The sequence below is a fragment of the Bulleidia sp. zg-1013 genome, from assembly GCF_019798045.1.
Taxonomy (GTDB): Bacteria; Bacillota_I; Bacilli_A; order Erysipelotrichales; family Erysipelotrichaceae; genus Bulleidia.
Genome location: NZ_JAGXEX010000004.1, coordinates 1 through 17,924, shown reverse-complemented (window position 1 = coordinate 17,924; position 17,924 = coordinate 1). Strand labels below are relative to the sequence as shown.

Sequence of the window (17,924 nt, the reverse complement as noted above, 5' to 3'; positions counted from 1 at the left end):
AAGTAGATGCTATAATTCTTGTGATAAAAAGGTGGTATAAATGGTAACAAATATTCTGAATCCAATCTTAATGATTGTGTCTGCTTTGATCATCGTCTTAACGTTGTTACAAGGTGGTAAGTCTGATGGTATTTCTGGAGCGTTTACAGGAAACGGTGGACTGAACTTATTTGCGAATCAAAAGGAAAGAGGATCTGAGAAAGTCATTTCCAATATGACTTTAATTCTGGGTGTTATCTTCTTTATCTTAGTTGTCGCAATTCGCGTCGTTAAATAAAAGCCGGTAATCCTACCGGTTTTTTGTATGAAGGATCTTTATGGAAGAATTAGAAAAAAGAATATTGCGTTACTTACAAACAGAACCAAGGCATAAACACACAGTGTCACATCTCTTGGAGGCTTTTCAAATGGTTTCTTCCTCTGATTTTATTCGCTTGAACCGCATTTTAGAAAAAATGGAGAGAGAATACCTTGTTTTCCGCAATACGCATAATGAATTTTTAACCCAAAGTCAAGCCAAAGTGATGGAAGGACGCTTGTCGGTAAATCGAATGGGTGTTGGTTTTGTGGATATGGAAGATGAAAAGTCCTATCGAATTGAAACGGCTGATTTAGCAAGTGCGATGCATGGTGATTTGGTTCTTATTCAAGCCTTAAAAATTCCTCCTTTTGCGAAAGTGATTGCGATTAAAGAAAGAGCGAAGGATACGATTGTTGGTACGCTTTTGGTGAGAGGAAAGAAAATTTATTTTGAAGCTGATGATGAACGTTTGAAAGAAAGGAAAGTTCGTTTATCATATTCTAAAGATTTTTTGGTAATAGATGGTTTAAAGGTGGTTGGTCATATTACCGGTTATGGTAATCCTTTAGATGTTATCATCCTAAAAGCCATTGGACATAAGGATGATCCGGGGACAGATATTGCTTCAATTTTAGTGGACCATGAAATTCCTTTAGAGTTTCCAGATGAAGTCGTAGAAGAATTAAAATTTATTCCCCGGGAAGTACAGAGTGAACAACTACTTGGTAGAAAAGATTTGCGTAATCAAACCTTTGTGACAATTGATGGGGATAGTTCAAAAGACTTTGATGATGCGGTATCAGTTGAAAGAAATGAGGATGGTTATCGTTTGTGGGTATCTATTGCCGATGTTTCTAGTTATGTCAAAGAAGATACGGCTTTGGATAGAGAAGCACAACAACGTTCCTTTTCTACCTATGTGGTGGATCGAGTTGTACCGATGTTACCACATGAATTGTCAAATGGTATTTGTTCTTTAAATCCTCATGTGAATCGCTTGACATTGACTTGTGAAATGCAAATTTCAAAGAAAGGTCAAATTGTGTTCTATGATGTTTATCCATCGGTTATCAACTCAAAAGAAAGAATGACCTACAACAAAGTTAATCAAATTTTGATTGGTGACGAAAGTGTTATGAAAGAATACGCTTCAATGGGTGACTTTTTCATGGCATTATTGGAGTGTGCTGATGCTATTCGTCATGAAAGAGTGAACAAAGGGGCGATTAACTTTGAGCATCCGGAAACGTCTATGGATCTGGACGAGAAGGGAAAACCAATTCGTATTTACGCTAAACGAAGAGGAGTTTCCGAAGAAGTGATTGAAGATTGCATGATTGCGGCTAATGTAGCGGTTGCTAAATACTTACAGGAACATAAAATACCTGGAATTTATCGTATTCATGAAGAACCCGGTGCAAAGCGTATCAAAGAATATCGTCATTTGGCAGAAATTTTAGGAAAACCTTTTACCTTAAAGGCATCGAATATTCGTCCTAAGAATGTGCAACAGTTTTTAACGAGTATTCAAGATGAGCATAGTGCTCCGGTTTTGAATATGATGATGCTAAGAACCATGCAAAAAGCTCGTTATGATATTCAGAATCGTGGTCACTTTGGTTTGGCGGAACAAGATTATTTGCATTTTACTTCACCAATTCGTCGTTATCCAGACTTGATTGTACATAGAATGTTGTGGAAATATGTATTTGATGGGAATAAGAAGTGGAATAAGGACAAGGATAATAGTCGTAATCAAGAATTTGCGGAACATGCTTCTAGGCAAGAAAGAAATTGTGCCGATGCAGAATATGCTTGTTTGGATATGAAGAAAGCAGAATATATGCAAGACCACTTAGGTGAACGTTTTGATGGGATTATTATAGGCGTTACTCGCTTTGGTGTCTTTGTTCAATTGGAAAATACAGTAGAGGGTTTGGTGCAAACTCGTTCTATCCCAGGGGATTATTATATGTTCCACGAGGATCGAAATGAATTGATTGGGCAAAGAAATGGCGTTACCTATCGCATTGGTCAAGCGGTTAAAGTTAAAGTGGTTGAGGCGGATAAACAAAAGGGTAATGTGACTTTTGAATTTGTATTACCAAGGCAGAAGTTTCAAGATGATCGTGGAAAGAAATCCTTGGATTCCAGAAGAAGAGAAGAAGATTCTATTTCATATTGGGATAATCCAAAGGATCGTAAGCAGAAATTTGAAAAGGATAAGAAAAAGCCGAAAATTTATAAAGATCATGCAAAACGAAAAAAAGAAAGCCACAAATTGTTTGATAAAAAGGGACATAAGAAAAAAATTAGGTATCGATAAGGAGAGGAGAGAACATGGATTCTATAAAAGTGATGGCGATAAATCGTCGTGCTTCGCATGATTACTTCTTGGAAGATCATTTTGAATGTGGGATGTTATTAACGGGTACGGAGATTAAATCCATCCGTTTAGCTAAGGTTCAATTTCAGGATTCTTATATCACCATTCGTAATGGCGAAGCTTGGGTTAAGATGTTACATATTTCTCCTTATAAATATGGCAATATTTTCAATGTTGATGAAACAAGAGATAGGAAGTTATTGTTACATAAATTGGAAATTCGTCGTTTGGAACAAAAGGTTCGTTTAAAAGGATATACATTAATTCCAGTTCGTATTTATTTGAAGAATGGCAAGGCAAAATTAGAAATCGCATTGGCTAAGGGTAAGAATCTTCATGATAAGCGAGAAAGTCAAAAGGAAAGGGATGCGAAAAGAGAGATGGCGAAAGCCTTAAAGCGATATTGATTTCTGATAAAAACTCGTTTATAGTTATCGCATGGGGCTGTCAAGGTTTCGACAGGTTAATGTTTGATTCGAGTGGCAGTGGAGTGATGACCTAATCATTAAACAAATTAAACGCAAACACAAATAGAAGCGCAAGCTTCGCATTCGCTGCTTGATTTAGCGCTAGAGGCGTTCGCGGCGCCCTATTGGAAGAGTAGCCGTCTGCTTTCAATAGTGTAAAAAAACGGATACGAAGAATAATGGTCTAGCTTATTTTTCCGACAATCAATAGACAAATTCGAATATATCTTGGTTGCTTTAGAAGTATTCGTCTTATTACAAAGTAACTAAACTGTAGAGGCTCGAATGTGGGACTTCTCTTGGACAGGGGTTCGACTCCCCTCAGCTCCACTTTATAGTAAAAAAACCGCTTTAAATGGTGGTTTTTTATATCTGACTTCAATTATATTTTTCGCTATTTCGTTAAGTTTATCAACCACTTCATCTAATCTATCAACAAACATATGGCTGTATGTATTTGGTGTTTGTTCAATATTGGCATGACCAAGATATTTCGCTACAACGGTTACATTTGCCCTATTATTGATGAGTAAACCGGCACAATTGTGCCTGAAGTCATGCATACGTGTATTTTAAGCAATCCGAATTTTTGGGTTGCTATTGCTTTTATAGTATCCATATATGATTCGTTTAAAGGACGAATACCTCCAAAACAATACCATTCATCATTGAAATAATAATCGATATGTCTATATATGGCTTCAATTTCACGAATGTTTTGAGGTCTTGTTGATATTTTCTTATTGCTTAAAAACTTTTCATATACCTGATTTAACGTAATCTTATTTTGATCGGTTATATTGGTAAGTAGCAATTTTTTTTGCTTCAGCAGTGGTTGCTTCAGATTTTAGAGCATATTTTTTTGATTTATATACTTTGCTTTTCCCAGTCAAAACATCAGTGTAATAGAATTTAAAATACCATCTTCGACCATCTTTGGTCTTTTCAGTAGACTTATAAACAGGCATGCCTTAAATTCTCCTTTTGTGCTAGAATTGGGGTACAGTAAAAGCACTTTAGGCGGTGGATGGAAAATGGAGTTTAGGTTGGCAATTTTAGCTGATTTACCCCAATTAAAAAAAGTATACAAAGGTATTATTCAAGAGATGAATAAACAAAACATAGAAATTTGGGACGAGATTTATCCTTGTGAATTTTTTGCGGAAGATATTAGGGAAAAACAGCTATTTGTTTTAGTTGATAAAGATGAAATAGTTTCAGCTTTTGCTTTAACTAAGAAGAATATCGGAGAAACATCAGTTGAATGGGAGAAAAGAAGTAACAAGGTATTCTATTTAGACAGATTAGGAGTAAATAAAAAATATTTTCGTAAAGGAATAGGCAGCTATATGTTAAATAAAGCAAAAGATATTAGTAAAAGTTTTGGAGCGGAATATTTAAGACTATTTGTGGTTGATATAAATAAGCCTGCTATCAATCTTTATACCCAAAGTGGATTTAACAAAGCCAAAGGTATTTATGAAGAAAAATTTGATGATGGTTTTGTTTTACATGAATTTGGATATGAGATAAAACTTTAATGAATATCTTAAATTGAGTTGAAAGTCAGATTAAGGAAGTTTTAGAATATGGAAGTAATTGCACTATTGAGAGGAGTAACACCGACAGGGAAAAATAGAATACCTAAAATGAAATATTTGGTAGAAATACTTGAAAATGTAGGATTGAAAAATGTAAGGACTTATATTCAAAGTGGTAATGTTATTTTGGAAACAGAGTTATCAAAAGAAGAAACGGCAAAATTAATTCATGACACAATAGCTAAAGAAATAGGAGCAGATTTAAGTGTTATCATAAAAGAAAAAAATCAATTACAGATAGCTATTGAAGAAAATCCTTTTAATGAAAATTATGATTTTTCAAGAATACATTTAGTATTCACTAACGATAGTATGGGAGAAGATGAACTAAAAAAACTTGAAAATAAAGATTTTGGAGATGAAAAGTTTATTATTGGTTCTGAATGTTTGTATATGTATCTTCCGAGAAATGCAAGTACAAAAAGATTGAATACAAATTATCTTGAAAAACAGCTTTCAATAACCATGACAATGAGAAAATTAAATGTTGTTGAGCATTTAGTCGAATTATGTAAGAAATAGGAATAAATATCATCTTATTGAAGTAACAATGGAACATAACTAACACAAGAACAGTAAATTAAAAAATGAAGTGAAGTTCCTTTATTTGTTTATCCAACTTTTGGGGGTTCACTTCAATATTGTATCTATCTTTTCTGTTCTTTTACTGTATGTTCTAGGCTTAAGTAGGAAATCAGACAATAAAAAATATCTTTTTATATGAACCGTAAGAAATCTCCTACTCGAAAAATTGTGTATCAATTCTTTTTTTCCTTCATGAATTTGAATTGCTGTCTTGTTATAAGTATTTTTTCAATGGATATTATGATATAGCTCTACTAAGTTCGTATGAATGATTCATGCTAAGGAAAACCATTTTCTTAAGATGGATGAAACACCTGAACGGTTTATTGTAATAGATATTTTGTTATTTTGAAGTATCTTATTATACAATAAGTAGTAAAGAGGTGAATGTATGTTTCCTGAATCAAAAAATATGTCGATTCTTTCCGCTACTTTATATATCTTAATTGGTTCTGTTATGGCGCTTTTTCCAGGGATGAGTGCCCAATTATTATCCATAAGCGTAGGACTTGTATTCGTCATCATTGGTGTTATCTTATTAACAACTTACTTTGTTTTAGATATTGATAAAATTTTATACCGAAACGATTTCGTATTTGGTATTTTATCCATCTTAGCCGGATTGGTCATTATCATTCAAAAAGATTTAATTTTAACTCTAATTCCAATTGTATTAGGTCTAGTCATTATGTCTAGTGGTTTAATGAAGCTTCAGAAAGCCGTTGTTGCCCATAGAATTAAATCCAATCAAGAAATGACTTATTTCATTTTATCGGTTGTTGCGTTAATCCTTGGTCTAGTGGTTATCTTTATATTAGCAGGGCATCAGTCGCAACAAGTGCTATTTATTGTGATTGGTATTGGTTTAATATACGCCGGTATATCAGATTTATTTGCTCTATTTGTTTTGGAAAATTCCTATAAAAAAGCCGTTGAAACATTAAAAAATCCACAGACTCCTAGGGAAGAAGTGAAAGAAAGTGAGGAAGAAAATGTATAATAACTGGTTTAAAATTGGATCAGTGACCATTCATGGCTATGGTGTCATGATTGCGTTAGGTATTCTAGCAGCCTTCTGGATGGCAGAAAGATTGGCGAAACGATTTCATCTGGAAACGAATAAGATTGATAATTTAATTTTTTTGTGTGTCATTGTGGGCTTTATTGGGGCGAAAGCTTTATTTATCTTAACGGATTTAAAGAGTTTTATGGCTAATCCAATTGCCGTTCTCGGTTCACAAGGATTTGTGGTGTATGGGGGTATTATTGCAGGTGCTTTGGTGGGTTACTTATATTGTCGTCATCATCATTTAGATTTTTTTACTTATTTTAATGTATTGGTTCCATGTATTGCTTTAGCTCAAGCATTTGGTCGTATTGGCTGTTTCTTGGCGGGATGTTGTTATGGAATACCAACAGATGCTTGGTATGGTGTAACTTTCCCGGCCGATTCTTTAGGTCCCGGGGCAAATGTAAAGGTTATCCCAACAGAATTGATTTCTTCTTTAGGAAATTTCATTATTTTCGCTATTTTATACTATGTTCTAACTAGGACAAAAGAATCCAATAAGACAGGAGCTTGGTATCTTATTTTGTACGGCTTTGGTCGCTTTATGATTGAATTTATCCGTGGTGATTTGATTCGTGGTAGTGTTGGTATCTTATCTACTTCACAATTTATTAGTTTATTTGTAGTGATAGGTGGAATTGCCCTATTGGTATTTGAAAACAAAAGAAAGGTGGTTATTGGATGAAAATTGGGATTGCCGGCGATCATAGTGCTGTAGAATTAAAAAAAGAGCTTATTGATTATCTAAGTAAAAAAGGATATGAGCTTATCAATTATGGTACTGATACAACTCAATCCGTTGACTATCCAAACTATGGTGAAACATTAGGAAAGGCAGTTATGGCCGGTGAAGTAGAGCGTGGTATTGCGATTTGTGGAACCGGCATTGGTATTGGCATTGCTTGTAATAAAGTAGAAGGTATTCGCTGTGGTATTTGCAGTGATCCTTATTCAGCTAGGATGGCCTGTTTACATAATAATGCTCAAATTATTGCTTTTGGAGCAAGGGTGGTTGGAGATGAGTTAGCTAAGATGATTGTAGATACTTTCTTAGAAACAGAGTTTGAAGGTGGTCGTCACCAAAGAAGAGTGGATTTATTGAATCAAATTCGTTGAAAAATACGTCTCATTTGTGAAAATAAAAGTGTTTAAAACAAAGTCTAAAAACTTTGTTTTTATTTTGTCCGAAACGGACAATGACAGTTCTTTTAATTGGTGAAAAAATGAATTTGTTAGGAGAGAAAAGATGAAATTCAAAAAAATAATGGCAATTTCGGTTGCCTTGGCAATGTTACTGACAGGTTGTTCCGGTTCTTCCACAAACCAAGCTAAAAAAGTCGAAAAGAAACAAGCAGATGTTGTGGTTATTGGTGCAGGTGCTGCCGGCTTAAGTGCCGCATTATCAGCTCAACAAGGTGGAGCCAAGGTAATCTTATTAGAAAAGGCGGCTTCTGTAGGTGGTGTTTCACAATTTGCGGGTGGAGTTATGGGAATTAATTCCAAAGCTCAAAAAGAATCCGGTGTTGCTGGTACTTTTAGTGCAAAAGATGTCACAAAGTCTTGGCAAGATTATAACGCTTGGATGAGTGATGGTAGTTTATTCTATAATATCGCTAGTCGTTCTGGGGAAACAATTGATTGGTTGCAAGAAAATGGCTTACCATTCACATTTATGGGAACGGAGCAAGCTTCGCATAAAGATGGGTATCAAACCTATCATATTTTTAAAGATCAAACTAAAAAATTAAGTTATTTCCAAGGTTTGGCGAAGAATTTTCAAGCGAAAGGTGGTGAAATCTTAATGGAAACACCAGCCACAAAGCTAGAAACAAAAGACGATGTGATGACAGGTGTTGTAGCCAAAGCAAAAGATGGTACAGAATATTCCATTTCAACAAAATCTGTTGTTTTAGCAACGGGGGGCTTTGGTGCTAACAAAGATGTGATTAAAGAGAAAGTTGGTTTTCCATTAGAAACATTCACAACTGGAACACAAACCGGAGACGGTGCTCGTATGTCCCAAGAAATTGGGGCAGGTGTTGGTAAAACCATTCAACAATACCATGGTGTTACTTCTTATTCCGGCATCCAAACAGGAACTGGTAAGGATGAAATTGCGAAAGCTATTTACTTATCCACTTCTGTGTGGATTAATCAAAGAGGATCTCGTTTCTGCCCTGAAGATTTGAACTATGATACAGCTTTAAGTTCTAACGCAGCAGCCACGCAAGGGGAATACTACTATTCCGTTCTTAGTGAAGAAATGGTTTCTAAGCTAGAAAAAGGTGGCTCAAAAGCATTGGGTATTGAGGAAGTTGTAAAATACGAACCAACAGTTCCTTTATTTGATGTGAATAAGCCATGGACTGAATTTAGAAAAGCTTTGGATGAAGGTGTTTCTAAAAAGACCGTTTTTAAAGGAAATACAGTTGAAGAATTAGCGAAGGCAATGAATATTGATGCTGAAACCTTAGCAAAAACGATTAAAGCTTACAACGCTGACGCAAAGGCGGGTAAGGATACTGTCTTTGGTAAGGACAAGAAGTATATGCAAAGCTTAGGTGATGGTCCTTTCTACGCTGTTAAAGCTCGTCCTGTTTCTCTTGGTGGTATTGGCGGTGTCTTAGTCAATGCAAGTCAACAAGTTATCAAGGAAAATGGTACGGTTATCAGGGGTTTGTATGCGGCAGGGAATGAAATTGCTGAACAATACAACAACTCCTATCCATTAGTGGAAGGTGTATCCATGATGTTTGCTTTAGTAGGCGGACGCATGGCTGGTCAACAAGCGGCGAAGTACGTAGGGAACTCGAAATAGTTCCCTTTTTCTTTGTGCTAAAATAAGAATATGGATGTATTTGAACTTGTTTATCAATGTGAAACGCTTGAGGCTTATATCAATGCGGTTGCTAAAGAAATCCAATGTCCAATGTGGCTGATGGATGAATATTTTCAAGTATTAGCGATATCTAACTATAAAAACGCTAGTCAATATCTCAAAAGGATACAAGAAAGTGCCACTTGGCTAGAAGTGCTGGATCAATGGAATAATACTTTATCCAATCGTAGCTTAGAAGAAGAGTACCAATCCTTTGAAGATTATTTTTTTCATGTGCAAACCTATGCTCTGGATGTTCGCCAAGGGAAGAAACGGATTGGTCGTTTGACGATTATGAATGTAGATGGTGTTCCTATTCCATCCTCTGTTTTAAAACAAATTGTACAAGGAGCCTCGATTTATCTTCGCAAACAAAAAGAACAACTTCCTTTTTCTTCAAAAGAATATTATTTATATCAATTGCTCCATCGCTCTTCAGATGTTACACCGAATAAATTACCTTGGCATCGTTCTTATCGTTTATGGTTAGTGGAGATGGTTGAGAACAATAGTAATGCCCAAGCGTATTTATGGAATTGGTTGAAGCAAATTCCTGAACCGAAGATTGCCTATGTGCAACAAGAACAAGCTCTTATTTTAAGCAACCAATCAATTGTTTTGGAAAAGGAAATGATTTCCGGATCTTCTTTTTATTACGATGATTTACAGTATTTGCCAGAAGCGTATCAGCAAGCCTCTTTCGCTCTTTCTAAAAGGAAACATATTCTCCATTTTGAAGATGTGTATTGGGAATTTATTTATCAAAGCTTGAATGAAAAATATAATGGTCAGGCTTTTATTCTTCCATCATTATGGCGAATGAAACATTATGACAACCAATACCACAGTGACTATTGTCAAACCTTAGAGGCTTATATTCAAGGCAATTATTCTAAAAGTGAATGTGCTCGGCTATTAAAGCTTCATTTAAATACTGTTAAATACCGCTTCAAACAAATGGAAGAACTGTTTGGGCTGGATTTAAAGAAAGAAGAGCCCTTGTTAGAGCTTAGTTTACGATTTATGCACTATCAAGAAAAAAACCAAGATGATTAGTCTTGGTTTTCGTCTGTTTGGACTTGTCCACTTGTTCCATTCAAGATATTCATGAATTCTTCACCGGTAATGGTTTCTTTTTCATAAAGGAATTGAGCTAGTTTATCTAGGTCTTGTTTATGTTCGGTTAATAAGGATTTTGCTAAATCGTGTTGCTTCTTAACCAAAGCAACGACTTTCTTATCAATTTCACCAGCTGTCGCATCGGAGCAAGCTATAGATGTATCGCCGCCTAGGTATTTATTCTGCACGGTTTCCATCGCCACCATATCAAAATCAGACATACCGTAACGAGTAATCATGGCTCTAGCTAATCGAGTGGCTTGTTCAATATCATTGGAAGCTCCGGTTGTAATTGAACCAAACGCTACTTCTTCAGCGGCACGACCACCTGTTAAAGTCGCGATTCTTTCTTCCAATTCTTCTTTAGTGTATAGAGGATGGTTTCCTTCTTCCACTTGCATGGTATAACCAAGAGCACCGGAAGTACGAGGGATAATCGTAATCTTTTGCACAGGGGAGCTATGTGTTTGTAAAGCGGCCACTAGGGCATGACCTATTTCATGGTAAGAAACAACCAACTTTTCTTTGTCCGTTAAAATCGCATTCTTCTTTTGATAACCGGCAAAGACAACTTCGATACTTTCCTCTAAATCTCTTTGACTAACGGCTTGACGATGTTCACGAACAGCTCTTAAAGCGGCTTCGTTAATGATATTCGCCAGTTCAGCACCAGAAGCACCGGAAGCCATACGAGCAATGATGTTGTAATCAATATTTGGTTCTGTTTTTACCTTCTTAGCATGAACCTTTAAAATATCTTCACGACCTTGCAGGTCCGGTAATTCAACAGGCACACGGCGGTCAAAACGACCTGGACGAAGTAAAGCCGGATCAAGGTTTTCCGGACGGTTTGTGGCAGCTAGGATAACCACCCCATTATTGTTTTCAAAACCATCCATTTCCGTTAGTAATTGGTTCAGAGTTTGTTCACGCTCATCATTACCACCAATGTTACCGGAGCGTTTACCGCCAACCGCATCAATTTCATCAATGAAGACGATACAAGGTGCTTTTTCTTTCGCTTTTTTAAACAAATCACGAACTTTGGAAGCTCCCATACCAACAAACATTTCAATAAACTCAGAACCGGAAATAGAGATGAATGGCACATTGGATTCACCGGCAACGGCTTTCGCTAACATGGTCTTACCCGTTCCCGGAGGACCAACTAAGAGAATGCCCTTCGGCATCGTAGCACCAATGGATTTGTATTGGTTTGGATCATGTAAGTAGTTGACGATTTCTTGTAAGTTTTCCTTGGCTTCATCTTCCCCGGCAACGTCTTTGAAGCGAATATCTTCTTTGGATTTCTCATGTACACGTGCATTGGATTTACCAAAGTTAAATATTCCACCACCAAGAGGGGAATTGGAACCATTCTTAGTGGCATTTCGCATCAACATACGAACAAAGAAAGTAGCGATTAGAATCGGGAATATCCAAGCTAATAGAATGTCTATCCAAGTATTACTTGCTTCTTTGATGGTGGAAGAAAAATCTACTTTGTGTTCATAAAGACGTTGCGTTAATTGCGGATCATGGATAACCCCTGTTTTATAAATGGTTTTATCGTTTTCAACTTCGTAATAGATTTGATTTTGTTCGACACGGACTTTCTTAACTTGATTATTATTGGTTTTCTCAATGAAAGTGGTGTAGGATGTTTCCTTGATGTTTTGTTGCTGGACAATTGGTCGCAAGATTAAATTCATGGAAATCAGCACTAACATAACCAAAGAGTAGTAATACAACAACGGTTTTCGTTGTTTGTTATTGTTGTTATTATTCATATTCATATTGTCACCTCTTTAGCACTCTTAATGAAAAAGTGCTAAAACTATTTTATCATCCCCGGTTGAATTGTAAAGCAGGTTGATTATGTGAAGTTGTGTGTTGACAGACGGTCACTTATTTATTCGTCAAAAAGAGTGGCTTTATATTATAATAAGTAAGATTTTGGCTTAGAAATAGAAACAGAGCTAAGGGGTTGAATGAATGAAGAAAATAAAAATTGATTTTTCAAAGAAAATGATCAAAATTGCGACACTTATTTTTGCACTGTTGATGCTTGGGGCAATCGTCTCTGGTGGAATGGGTTACCAAAAATTAAATGCCAAGGTGGGTGAAACCAAATACGTTGGTCAACTAGAAATGACAAGGGATAAAGAAAATGAAGATTTCAGTGAAGATGCGACGGTATTTGATGTGGTTTACCGACAGGGTGAACAAAAGATGATTGTGAATTATTCCAAAGAGGAATACGACCATTTGGAAAAGGATACCATTCAAGCCCATCAATACAAAAGTCAAGATGGTACGAACTTATTCTTTACAGAGAAAAATCCTAATTTAGAAAAAATACAGGCTACTTATAAAGAAAAGATGGCTGAAAAAACAATGTTCTTTTTTAATCTATGTTCAGCCTTAACAATCTTATCCATTTCATTATTGATTATGATTGTCTTTGGACAAATGTTTACGACCTACGAGAAGTCGTGGTTCTTATCGATTATGGTTTTAGCGACGATAGTCGCCATCGTCTCTCCATCGGAAAGTGCGAATGGGGTGAATGGAATTATCATTATGTGGTTGTACCTCATGGATACTTTCCTTAATATCTTATGTGAACTATTAATATCGAAACAAAGTAAATACAATTTCCTTGTCTCGATTGCAGTGGAATTGGTTGAAATAGCGATTAGCTTGGTCTTGATGTATCGCTTTGCGTCTATGGTGGTTACATTGTTGTTCTGGATACCGATTGATATTTTAAGCTTTATCAATTGGTCGAAACATGAAGATAGGGAAGATGAAGATTTAACCATTGTGCGCCGTTTGACTGGTTGGCAAGAAGTTTTAGTTATTAGTGGAATTGTGGTCTTTACAGTTGTAGTTGGCTACTTTATTAGTGGCTTAGATATTCAAACTGACTTTGTGATGAATCGTACAGTAGCCACTTGGCTTGCGTATTTAGATGCTTGCGCAACAGCGGTTGGTATAGCGAATGGTTTATTCATTTTCTTTCGCTTTCGTGAACAATGGTTGGCGTGGTTTATCAGTGCTATTTTAGAGGCAACGATGAATATTATGTTAGGACAATACGTCTTATTGGTGTTGAAGCTTGGTTATTTAACCAATTCAACCTATGGCTATATTAAGTGGACAAAGTATATTAAGTCTCATAAAGAAGAGAGACTAACAGTTTTCTAAGAGAAGCTTAATTGCGTGAATGACTTGAAAAGACTAGAATTAGTGTGAGCAGAATTGATTTAGGAGGATACTATGGCAATTTTAGCAGGTGATTTTAAGACGGGATTAACCGTATTAGTGGATGATGATCCATGGGTTGTTCTGGATTTTCAACATGTGAAACCAGGTAAGGGAGCAGCTATTTTAAAAACAAAGATGAAGAATCTCAAGACAGGATCGACGCAAGAGAGAAACTTCAACGCTTCAACAAAGTTTGAAGCGGCGATGATTGAAAAGAAGAATGCACAATATTCATATAATGATGGTTCTATTTACTATTTCATGGATCAAGAAACTTATGAAATGTATGAATTGGATGATGCGCATGTTGGTGACAGTAAGAATTTCTTAGTGGATGGTATGGAAGTCACATTGATGTTCTTTGATGGCAATGTGTTATCCATTGATTTACCAGATAAGGTAACGTTAACCGTCGTGGAAACAACACCGGCAATTAAGGGCGCTCCTTCAACGCAATCAAAGGATGCGACTTTGGATACAGGAATCACAATCCGCGTTCCTCAATTTATTGAACAAGGGGAAAAGATTCTTGTGTCTACCGCTGATGGTAAATATGCAAGTCGTGCCTAAGATTGCTTTAATTACAGGGGCCGCTAAAGGGATTGGTAAAGCAATTGCTATGACATTGGCGAAGCATCAATACGCTGTGGTGATTAATTATCAACACTCAAAAAAAGAAGCGTTGGCTTTAAAAGAAATGTTAGATAAGGAGTGTCCTATGCCTTGTCTGGCCATTCAGGCGGATGTTTCTAAGGAAGATGAAGTGGATGCGATGGTCAGCCAAGTTGAAAAAGAGTTAGGTTATATCGATATTCTAATCAACAATGCAGCGATTGATTTATCTAATTTATTCCATTTAAAGACAGCTGAAGAATTTCGTCGGACTTTGGATGTGAATGTGGTGGGGGCATACAATTGCGCAAAGAGAGTATATCCTCATATGATTGAAAAAGAGTATGGTAAGATTATCAATATTTCTTCTACTAATGGAATGAATAGTTATTATCCTATGAGTTTTGACTACGATGCTTCGAAAGCGGCTTTGATTTCTTTAACCCATAACCTAGCATGGCAGTGTTCGCCATACGTGAATGTGAACGCAATTGCACCTGGTTTTATTGGTACAGAGAGTGAGCTGGATGGCTACGATGAGGATTTCTTGCAAAAGGAATGTGAAAAGATTCTAGTTCAGCGCTATGGTAAACCGGAAGAAGTCGCTAATTTGGTTCGTTTTTTAATTAGTGATGAAGCAAGCTACATCAATAATACGGTCATTCGTATCGATGGTGGACAAATGGGAAGTTGTTAGTGAGAAATGACGGATTATTTTTTAAGACTCTATGTCAAATGTTGGAGTAAGCAAAAATTTGTAGATTGAAAAACATATAAAAACAAGGCACTAGCTGATGCAGGGAAAGACCTGTACACTAGTGCTTTCTTTTTAGGGAAATGGTATAGTTGGCAAAAATCAACCAAGCCTTTTTGATAATTTCTGGTATCTTGGAAACAAAAAGCCCGTTGTAACGGGTTATTGGATAGTTGTGTTCAATTTGGATAAAGCTAGAAGAATGGATAGCTTACCATATTCTAAGGATAAACCACCTTGTAGGTAGAGTGTATAAGGTGGAACAACAGGTGCATCAGCACTTAATTCAATGGTACTACCTTGGGTAAATGCCCCACAAGCCATAACCTCATCAAAGGGATAACCGGGCATTGTGGCCGGTAGTACTTTCACATAGGAATCGATTGGTGAGGTTTCTTGAATGCCTTGGGTGAAATTTATTAAGTTTTCTTTTGTTTCTAACTCGACGGTTTGGATAATATCAGTGCGACATTCATTGTATCTTGGGGATACGTTTTTATAATGTAGCTTTTCCAGCATATAGGCAGTGAATATTTGTGTCTTTAAAGCATTTCTTACCACACTTGGTGCCATAAAAATGCCCTTAAAGAAAGAATTGTTGGTGTTAAAGTTCGCTCCCAGTTCTTTACCAATACCAGGAGCGGTTAAACGGTCGGCGATACTTTGAATGATGTCTTTTTTACCAGCTACATAACCACCGGTCGAAGCAATTCCTCCACCTAGATTCTTCATTAAAGAGCCAACAACCACATCGGCTCCAATATGACCAGGTTCTTGTTTTTCAACCAACTCGCCATAACAATTATCCACCATGATTATTACCTCTTGGTTTACTTCACGGATTTTCTGAATTACATGAGCAATCTTATTCAAACAAAGAGAATCACGAGAAGAGTAACCCCTAGAACGTTGAATTTCGACCAATCGAACATTAGGTGTTTTTAAACGAGTAATAATTTTTTCTTCGTCCAACTCATTGTTAATTAAATCGATTTGTTCATAAAGTACACCATTGGCTCTTAGGGATTGACTGGAATTACCACTTAAACCAATCGTTTCTTGCAAAGAGTCATAGGGTGTTCCGGTTAGGGAAATCATCGTATCTCCATGTTTTAAAAGGGCAGAAAAGGTTAGATATAAAGCGTTGGTGCCTGACATGATTTGTGGGCGAACCAAGGCATCCTCACAACCAAGAACACGAGCAAAGATGCACTCTAATTTATCTCGACCTTCATCGTAGTTACCATAACCGTTAATGTCCGCAAAATCGGAATAAGAAACCTTGTTTTCAATAAAAGCAGAAAGAATACGATCGGAATTATAAAGACAGACATCGTCAATGTGTGCATAAATTTCTTTTAAATCAATATCGGATTGTTCGGCTAGTTTGAATAGTTCTGGTTTAATTTGATTTTGAATCATCTTATAAAACTCCTTTTCTGCGCTTATCATTATACTCTAGTATTAAGTAAGAAAGAATGCGTGCTATGATGATAGAGAAAATAATGAAGAGGTTGAAATGAAAGATAGTAGTTCATTGGTATTTACAGGTGATATCGGTTTTGATAAACATATGAATCATAAATGGGAAGATGAGGATTTGATTGATTCAGAAATAATGGCTTTTTTGCATGAGGCTGACCATGTGGTTGTGAATGTGGAAGGAGCCTTGGTTGAACAGAAAGAAAGCGACCGTGAATTGGTGCATACGATGAATCCGAAAGCTATTTCTGTATTGAAAAAGATGCGGACTGATATTTGGAACCTCTGCAACAATCATATTATGGATGCAGGTGAAAAAGGAATTGAAAATACCTTGAAATTAGCTCGTCTGCATCAGGTTCAGACAATTGGCGCAGGAATGAATATAGCCGAAGCTAGAAGACCTATTTACTTAAATGAAGCTGGTGGTATTGGTATTTTCAGTTTGGGTTATCGTAGAGGCTGTAAACCGGCCGGCGAAGATAAAGCGGGTTGTTATTTATGGAATGAAATGGAATTGATTCAAGAAAGTATCCAGGAAATTAAGAAATTGTGTAAGTGGTGTGTGCTGGTGGTTCATGGAGGGGAAGAATTTACTTCTTTACCTTCTCCCTATACTCGTAATCGTTATTTGACTTATTTGGATATGGGAGCAGATGTGATTGTGGCTCATCATCCGCATGTACCAATGAATTATGAGATAGTAGGTGATAAGATGATTTTCTATTCTTTAGGGAATTTCATTTTTGATACAGATTATCAACGTAGTCAGTTCAATACAGAGTTTGGCGAGGTGGTTCGCTTACATTTCACGAAAGAAAAAATGACTTGGGAGGCAAAGGGTATTTTCATCAATCGCAAGACAGGAAGAATTGAAGCTTGCCCTTTACCATCTATTTTTCAGAATGTGAATGAAAAGGAGTATCGTTTATTACTTCCTTTGGCGGCGAAAATGATGGTGGCGGCTTATAAGCGTCAATTGTTGTATCAAAAGCCAGATGAATTTAAAAATGCTAGTGAAGAAAAGTGGAAAAAGAATTTTTTACAGGAAAAGAGAAGTGGTCGTGTTCCCGGTGAGGTCTTGGATTTTCAAATCATTTATCCTTTGTCTTTAGAAGCAGAAAAGAGGGAGTGGGAAAAAAGTTCTTTGGAAGATGTGAAGAAGTATATCTTGGAACAACTTTAAGATTTAGTTTAGACATTCGCAAAAATAACGGTTTCCCTTTGAAAATAAAATTAGTTCGCAATATGTGTTGAAATTTTTCGATAAATATGTAAATTTTAAAATAAATGCAGAAAGATATAAAAATGTATCGTCTGCATTTTTTGTTTCTTTGAAAGGAGAAGGGATAAATGGAAATTACACATAAAAGGGGAAAAAATGATCGCATTAAATTAGA

The 17,924-nt window shown here is 36.3% G+C and carries 18 protein-coding genes and 1 other RNA gene; 15 read left to right on the top strand and 4 right to left on the bottom strand.

Translation table 11 applies throughout. From position 1 onward, the window contains the following. Nucleotides 1-40 precede the first annotated feature (40 nt). From secG to ssrA, 4 genes are all read left to right on the top strand, one after another. On the top strand, nt 41-277 hold the full coding sequence (gene secG, locus K7I92_RS04240) for a preprotein translocase subunit SecG (protein ID WP_203245207.1): 237 nt from the start codon (nt 41-43) through the stop codon (nt 275-277). A 40-nt stretch (nt 278-317) separates the two neighbouring features. Continuing rightward, nucleotides 318-2,627 carry a ribonuclease R gene (gene rnr / locus K7I92_RS04235; RefSeq protein ID WP_220282193.1) on the top strand — a complete coding sequence of 770 codons (2,310 nt, stop codon included), beginning with the start codon at nt 318-320 and terminating at the stop codon, nt 2,625-2,627. 14 nt (nt 2,628-2,641) lie between these two features. Then, nucleotides 2,642-3,094: an SsrA-binding protein SmpB gene (smpB, locus tag K7I92_RS04230; protein WP_203245209.1), complete on the top strand. Its 453-nt coding sequence runs from the start codon at nt 2,642-2,644 to the stop codon at nt 3,092-3,094. 33 nt (nt 3,095-3,127) lie between these two features. Then, nucleotides 3,128-3,487: a transfer-messenger RNA gene (gene ssrA / locus K7I92_RS04225) on the top strand. Here the strand turns inward: ssrA and K7I92_RS04220 are convergent. Together K7I92_RS04220 and K7I92_RS04215 are read right to left on the bottom strand one after the other, a co-directional pair. Then, a complete protein-coding gene (locus K7I92_RS04220; RefSeq protein WP_220282192.1) occupies nt 3,487-3,717 on the bottom strand; it encodes a tyrosine-type recombinase/integrase in 231 nt (76 codons plus the stop codon). The two genes, ssrA and K7I92_RS04220, sit on opposite strands and share 1 nt — an antisense overlap. Before the next feature lie 219 nt (nt 3,718-3,936). Continuing rightward, a complete protein-coding gene (locus K7I92_RS04215) occupies nt 3,937-4,122 on the bottom strand; it encodes a hypothetical protein (RefSeq protein ID WP_220282191.1) in 186 nt (61 codons plus the stop codon). Between the two features lie 78 nt (nt 4,123-4,200). On the opposite strand from K7I92_RS04215, the gene K7I92_RS04210 reads away from it, so the two are divergent. The 7 genes from K7I92_RS04210 to K7I92_RS04180 all read left to right on the top strand — a co-directional run bounded on the left by K7I92_RS04210 (nt 4,201) and on the right by K7I92_RS04180 (nt 10,343). Continuing rightward, complete coding sequence (locus tag K7I92_RS04210; RefSeq protein ID WP_220282190.1) at nt 4,201-4,695, top strand: GNAT family N-acetyltransferase; 495 nt, start codon at nt 4,201-4,203, stop codon at nt 4,693-4,695. 48 nt (nt 4,696-4,743) lie between these two features. Beyond that, complete coding sequence (locus K7I92_RS04205) at nt 4,744-5,277, top strand: DUF1697 domain-containing protein (RefSeq protein WP_220282189.1); 534 nt, start codon at nt 4,744-4,746, stop codon at nt 5,275-5,277. 454 nt (nt 5,278-5,731) lie between these two features. After that, complete coding sequence (locus K7I92_RS04200) at nt 5,732-6,340, top strand: DUF308 domain-containing protein (RefSeq protein ID WP_203245212.1); 609 nt, start codon at nt 5,732-5,734, stop codon at nt 6,338-6,340. Beyond that, the gene (lgt, locus tag K7I92_RS04195) at nt 6,333-7,094 is read left to right on the top strand and encodes a prolipoprotein diacylglyceryl transferase (protein ID WP_220282188.1); all 762 of its coding nucleotides are present in this window, start codon (nt 6,333-6,335) and stop codon (nt 7,092-7,094) included. Before K7I92_RS04200 ends, lgt begins: the two co-directional genes overlap by 8 nt. After that, nucleotides 7,091-7,525, top strand: a complete 435-nt coding sequence (rpiB, locus tag K7I92_RS04190; protein WP_203245214.1) for a ribose 5-phosphate isomerase B — start codon at nt 7,091-7,093, stop codon at nt 7,523-7,525. The genes lgt and rpiB overlap by 4 nt, the downstream gene beginning before the upstream one ends. A 130-nt stretch (nt 7,526-7,655) precedes the next feature. Continuing rightward, nucleotides 7,656-9,227, top strand: a complete 1,572-nt coding sequence (locus K7I92_RS04185) for an FAD-dependent oxidoreductase (RefSeq protein WP_220282187.1) — start codon at nt 7,656-7,658, stop codon at nt 9,225-9,227. Nucleotides 9,228-9,257: 30 nt separating this feature from the next. Continuing rightward, nucleotides 9,258-10,343: a CdaR family transcriptional regulator gene (locus K7I92_RS04180; RefSeq protein WP_203245216.1), complete on the top strand. Its 1,086-nt coding sequence runs from the start codon at nt 9,258-9,260 to the stop codon at nt 10,341-10,343. On the opposite strand, the gene ftsH is transcribed toward K7I92_RS04180, so the two are convergent. Then, on the bottom strand, nt 10,340-12,202 hold the full coding sequence (ftsH, locus tag K7I92_RS04175) for an ATP-dependent zinc metalloprotease FtsH (RefSeq protein ID WP_222150659.1): 1,863 nt from the start codon (nt 12,200-12,202) through the stop codon (nt 10,340-10,342). The two genes, K7I92_RS04180 and ftsH, sit on opposite strands and share 4 nt — an antisense overlap. Before the next feature lie 199 nt (nt 12,203-12,401). On the opposite strand from ftsH, the gene pnuC reads away from it, so the two are divergent. The 3 genes from pnuC (at nt 12,402) to K7I92_RS04160 (ending at nt 14,985) form a co-directional block, all read left to right on the top strand. Beyond that, nucleotides 12,402-13,616 (top strand): nicotinamide riboside transporter PnuC, encoded by a 1,215-nt coding sequence (gene pnuC / locus K7I92_RS04170; RefSeq protein ID WP_220282186.1) that lies wholly within the window; start codon nt 12,402-12,404, stop codon nt 13,614-13,616. 72 nt (nt 13,617-13,688) lie between these two features. Then, nucleotides 13,689-14,246 carry an elongation factor P gene (efp, locus tag K7I92_RS04165; RefSeq protein WP_203245219.1) on the top strand — a complete coding sequence of 186 codons (558 nt, stop codon included), beginning with the start codon at nt 13,689-13,691 and terminating at the stop codon, nt 14,244-14,246. Further along, complete coding sequence (locus K7I92_RS04160; RefSeq protein ID WP_203245759.1) at nt 14,230-14,985, top strand: SDR family NAD(P)-dependent oxidoreductase; 756 nt, start codon at nt 14,230-14,232, stop codon at nt 14,983-14,985. The genes efp and K7I92_RS04160 overlap by 17 nt, the downstream gene beginning before the upstream one ends. Nucleotides 14,986-15,204: 219 nt before the next feature. On the opposite strand, the gene K7I92_RS04155 is transcribed toward K7I92_RS04160, so the two are convergent. Further along, nucleotides 15,205-16,464, bottom strand: a complete 1,260-nt coding sequence (locus K7I92_RS04155) for a methionine gamma-lyase family protein (RefSeq protein ID WP_220282185.1) — start codon at nt 16,462-16,464, stop codon at nt 15,205-15,207. A gap of 97 nt (nt 16,465-16,561) precedes the next feature. Here K7I92_RS04155 and K7I92_RS04150 point away from each other — a divergent pair, with 97 nt between their 5' ends. Beyond that, nucleotides 16,562-17,710 carry a CapA family protein gene (locus K7I92_RS04150; RefSeq protein ID WP_220282184.1) on the top strand — a complete coding sequence of 383 codons (1,149 nt, stop codon included), beginning with the start codon at nt 16,562-16,564 and terminating at the stop codon, nt 17,708-17,710. The last annotated feature ends 214 nt before the right edge of the window (nt 17,711-17,924 follow it).

Coding starts and splice junctions, on each gene's coding strand:
- secG (WP_203245207.1), top strand. CDS start 41: ATGGTAACAAATATTCTGAATCCAATCTTAATGATTGTGTCTGCTTTG.
- rnr (WP_220282193.1), top strand. CDS start 318: ATGGAAGAATTAGAAAAAAGAATATTGCGTTACTTACAAACAGAACCA.
- smpB (WP_203245209.1), top strand. CDS start 2,642: ATGGATTCTATAAAAGTGATGGCGATAAATCGTCGTGCTTCGCATGAT.
- K7I92_RS04220 (WP_220282192.1), bottom strand. CDS start 3,717: ATGCATGACTTCAGGCACAATTGTGCCGGTTTACTCATCAATAATAGG.
- K7I92_RS04215 (WP_220282191.1), bottom strand. CDS start 4,122: ATGCCTGTTTATAAGTCTACTGAAAAGACCAAAGATGGTCGAAGATGG.
- K7I92_RS04205 (WP_220282189.1), top strand. CDS start 4,744: ATGGAAGTAATTGCACTATTGAGAGGAGTAACACCGACAGGGAAAAAT.
- K7I92_RS04200 (WP_203245212.1), top strand. CDS start 5,732: ATGTTTCCTGAATCAAAAAATATGTCGATTCTTTCCGCTACTTTATAT.
- lgt (WP_220282188.1), top strand. CDS start 6,333: ATGTATAATAACTGGTTTAAAATTGGATCAGTGACCATTCATGGCTAT.
- rpiB (WP_203245214.1), top strand. CDS start 7,091: ATGAAAATTGGGATTGCCGGCGATCATAGTGCTGTAGAATTAAAAAAA.
- K7I92_RS04185 (WP_220282187.1), top strand. CDS start 7,656: ATGAAATTCAAAAAAATAATGGCAATTTCGGTTGCCTTGGCAATGTTA.
- K7I92_RS04180 (WP_203245216.1), top strand. CDS start 9,258: ATGGATGTATTTGAACTTGTTTATCAATGTGAAACGCTTGAGGCTTAT.
- ftsH (WP_222150659.1), bottom strand. CDS start 12,202: ATGAATATGAATAATAACAACAATAACAAACAACGAAAACCGTTGTTG.
- pnuC (WP_220282186.1), top strand. CDS start 12,402: ATGAAGAAAATAAAAATTGATTTTTCAAAGAAAATGATCAAAATTGCG.
- efp (WP_203245219.1), top strand. CDS start 13,689: ATGGCAATTTTAGCAGGTGATTTTAAGACGGGATTAACCGTATTAGTG.
- K7I92_RS04160 (WP_203245759.1), top strand. CDS start 14,230: ATGCAAGTCGTGCCTAAGATTGCTTTAATTACAGGGGCCGCTAAAGGG.
- K7I92_RS04155 (WP_220282185.1), bottom strand. CDS start 16,464: ATGATTCAAAATCAAATTAAACCAGAACTATTCAAACTAGCCGAACAA.
- K7I92_RS04150 (WP_220282184.1), top strand. CDS start 16,562: ATGAAAGATAGTAGTTCATTGGTATTTACAGGTGATATCGGTTTTGAT.